This window comes from Terriglobia bacterium, from assembly GCA_020073205.1.
GTDB lineage: Bacteria > Acidobacteriota > Polarisedimenticolia > Polarisedimenticolales > JAIQFR01 > JAIQFR01.
This window is the reverse complement of the sequence record JAIQFR010000196.1, coordinates 1-3,231: the sequence shown is the minus strand read 5'-3', so window position 1 is coordinate 3,231 and position 3,231 is coordinate 1. Positions and strand designations below refer to the sequence as shown.

The following is a 3,231-nucleotide window of genomic DNA, read 5'->3' as shown; positions in this document are numbered from 1 at the left end:
ACGAGCCGGTAGCAGAGTCCGATGCGGCGGCGCAGGCCGATGGCGGCGAGCAGCCTGGCGTAGGTGGGTGAGTTGCAGGAGCTCACCGGGCACCAGCCGGCTTCGCCGGTTGCCTGCCCTTCTACCACGTAGCGTATCATGGCTACCTCCTGCTGTCTTCATTCAATTGGAGGCCGGCGACCGCCGCCCGGTTGCTCGCGCGCACGTCGTCCGGCCCGGGCCGAACGCGTGGGTCGAGGTTACCGTCGTCGAGGGCCGGAAGCACCAGGTCCGGGCGATGCTCGAGGCGATCGGGCACCCGGTCCAGCGGCTCCGGAGGATCCGTTACGACGGCGTCGAGCTGGGAAGCCTCGCCACGGGACGTCTCCGGCCCCTGACCGCCGAGGAGGTCGCACGGCTGCGCCGCGCTTCCCGGACGGCTCCTGCACCTCCCGCGGACCGGGAATCCGGTTAATCCCCTGAAAATGCGGCGGTTCTTGACACGAGCCGCCCTCTTCTCTAGCATGGTGCCTTTGTCGGCGCGCTGTGCGCGACCGACAGCCCGGTCCACGTGACCCGGCAACTCGGGGGACGTTCGCGACAACACGGGCGCGAAGACCCTTCCAGGAGGTTGGAACGCAGATCATGGATACCCAGCAGCAGCCGCCCGAGGTGAACAAGGACTCCGCGCCTCCCGACGAGCCGCAGGAGAGCGGAAGTCTCGCGGAGCGCGAGGCGAGCGAGACCGACGCATCCCCTTCCTCCGAGCCCGCGGAGGACGTCGAGGATTTCGGCCTGGCGTTCGAGAAGTGGGAAGGCGGTCTCAAGCCCCTCAAGGAGGGGGAGGTCGTCCAGGGCCGCGTGATCAAGATCCTCGACAAGGAAGTGATCGTCGACATCGGATACAAGTCCGAGGGCGTGATCGATATCGACGAGGTTCGCGCCCCCGACGGTACCCTCACCGTGAAGGAGGGTGATCGCGTCGAGGTGCTCCTCGAGAAGGCAGAGAACAACGACGGCTACGTGGTCCTCTCCCGGGAAAAAGCGGAGAAGATGAAGATCTGGGACGAGGTCGAACGGGCCTTCGAGACCGGCGAGCCCGTCATCGGCCGCGTCATCGACCGGATCAAGGGCGGCCTCAAGGTGGACATCGGGGTCCCGGCGTTCCTGCCGGGCTCCCTCGTGGACGTGCGCCCCGTGAGGAACCTCGACGCACTGAAGGGGCAGCAGTTCCGCATGAGGGTGATCAAGGTCAACAAGCGGCGCGGGAACATCGTGCTCTCCCGCAAGGCGGTCCTCGAGGAGGAGAACGCCGAGAAGAAGAAGAAGACGCTCGCCGATCTCGAGGAGGGCAAGGTCCTCCGCGGCGTGGTGAAGAACCTCACCGAGTACGGCGCATTCATCGATCTCGGGGGAATCGACGGCCTGCTCCACATCACCGACATGGCGTGGGGCCGGATCAGCCACCCGTCCGAAAAATTCCAGATCGGGGACGAGGTGGACGTGATCGTCCTCAAGTTCGACCGCGAGCGCGAACGCGTCTCCCTGGGGTTCAAGCAGCTCCAGGAGGACCCGTGGGAGAGCGCCGCATCGAAGTACCCGCCCCACACGCGGATCAGGGGCAAGGTGGTCAGCCTCACCGACTACGGAGCCTTCGTGGAGGTCGAGGAGGGAATCGAAGGGCTCATCCACGTCTCCGAGATGTCCTGGACCAAGAGGGTCAAGCACCCCTCGAAGATCCTCTCGGTGGGCGACTGGGTCGAGTGCGTCGTCCTCGAGATCGACCAGGAGGGCCGGCGCCTGTCCCTCGGCCTGAAGCAGACCGAGCCGAACCCATGGGACCTGATCGATACGAAGTACCGGGTCGGCGACCTGATCCGGGGCAAGGTGCGCAACATCACCGACTTCGGGGTCTTCGTCGAGGTCGAGGAGGGCATCGACGGTCTCGTGCACATCTCCGACCTCTCGTGGACGCGCCGAGTCAAGCACCCGAGCGAGGTGTTCAAGAAGGGAGACGACGTCGAGGCGGTCATCCTGAAGATCGACTCGGAGAATCAGCGGCTCTCCCTCGGCGTGAAGCAGCTCCAGCCCAACGTCATCGAGGACTTCTTCCGGAGCCACGGGGTTGGCGACATCTTGACCGGGCGCATCGTCCGCCTGACCGAGTTCGGCGCGTTCGTCGAGCTGTTCGAGGGGATCGAGGGGCTCGTCCACATTTCGGAGATGGCGAAGGAGCGGATCGAGAAGCCCGAGGACCTGTTTGCCGTGGACCAGCAGGTCCGCGTGAAGATCATCAAGGTGGATCCCGTCGAGAAGAAGATCGGACTGTCGATCAAGGCGGCGCTGGACGAGCCCGACGAGGCGACCGTCGAATCGTACCGCGGCGGCCAGGAAGGCGACGGGAGCGCGACCCTGGGTGACATCATTCGGCCGGGCCTCCTTGCCCCCGGCCGGGGCCCCGAGGACTCCGAGGAGACGCCGGTCGACGAGGAATGAGGCACGACGACGGGGGGGCGCCGGAGCGACCGCTGGCCACCCGCTTGAGGGCGGAGGGGAATCGATGACCAAGGCCGACCTCGTGGAGGAAGTGATCAGGGTCTCGAGCCTCAGCAAGAAGCAGGCGGAAATCATCGTGAACACGGTCTTCGACTCGGTCGTCGAAGCGCTCCAGCGGGACGACAAGATCGAGCTCAGGGGTTTCGGCAGCTTCCGCGTCCGCCGCCGCCGCTCCCGACAGGGAAGGAACCCGAAGACCGGCGACCGGGTCGCCGTGCCCGCGAAGCGCATCCCTTACTTCAAGCCGGGCAAAGAGCTGAAGGATCTCATCAACGGCGGTCCCGAGGCCGGGGCTCAGGAGGCCGCGGCTGGCGAGCCCGCGGGCACGCCTCCGCAGCGGCTCTGACGTCGGGGCGCAGGGCGGCAGGCGAGACGGGGAGCCCGTCCATGGACCACCTTTTCTCCCCCTGGCGCTATGCCTACGTAACGAGCCGGAAGACCGAGGGCGAGTGCGCGCTGTGCCGGCTCGGCTCGGCCGACCCCGGCGAGGACGAGGCGGGATTCGTGGTGGCGCGCGCGCGCCACCGCTTCGTCGTCCTGAACATCTACCCGTACAACTCCGGTCACCTGATGATCGTGCCCTACCGTCACGTCCCGCGCCTGGGCGCCCTGGGCGACGAGGTCGTCCACGAGATGGGCCAGCTCGCGACCCGGGCGGAGGGGGCCCTGGAGGACGCCTACCGCCCCGACGGGATC

Annotated in this window: 4 protein-coding genes; all 4 read left to right on the top strand. The window is 66.9% G+C overall.

What is annotated here, in order from left to right; translation table 11 throughout:
- Nucleotides 1–166: 166 nt before the first annotated feature.
- Nucleotides 167–454, top strand: a complete 288-nt coding sequence (locus LAO51_20295) for a hypothetical protein (protein ID MBZ5641087.1) — start codon at nt 167–169, stop codon at nt 452–454.
- 170 nt (nt 455–624) lie between these two features.
- Nucleotides 625–2,475, top strand: a complete 1,851-nt coding sequence (locus LAO51_20290; GenBank protein ID MBZ5641086.1) for a 30S ribosomal protein S1 — start codon at nt 625–627, stop codon at nt 2,473–2,475.
- 64 nt (nt 2,476–2,539) lie between these two features.
- Nucleotides 2,540–2,881 (top strand): integration host factor subunit beta, encoded by a 342-nt coding sequence (locus LAO51_20285; GenBank protein MBZ5641085.1) that lies wholly within the window; start codon nt 2,540–2,542, stop codon nt 2,879–2,881.
- 41 nt (nt 2,882–2,922) lie between these two features.
- On the top strand, nt 2,923–3,231 hold a 309-nt coding region (locus LAO51_20280; protein ID MBZ5641084.1), incomplete at its 3' end, for an HIT family hydrolase.

What these genes read in the sequence shown, in the direction of transcription:
- LAO51_20285 (MBZ5641085.1), top strand. Translation starts at nt 2,540, where the DNA reads ATGACCAAGGCCGACCTCGTGGAGGAAGTGATCAGGGTCTCGAGCCTC.
- LAO51_20290 (MBZ5641086.1), top strand. Translation starts at nt 625, where the DNA reads ATGGATACCCAGCAGCAGCCGCCCGAGGTGAACAAGGACTCCGCGCCT.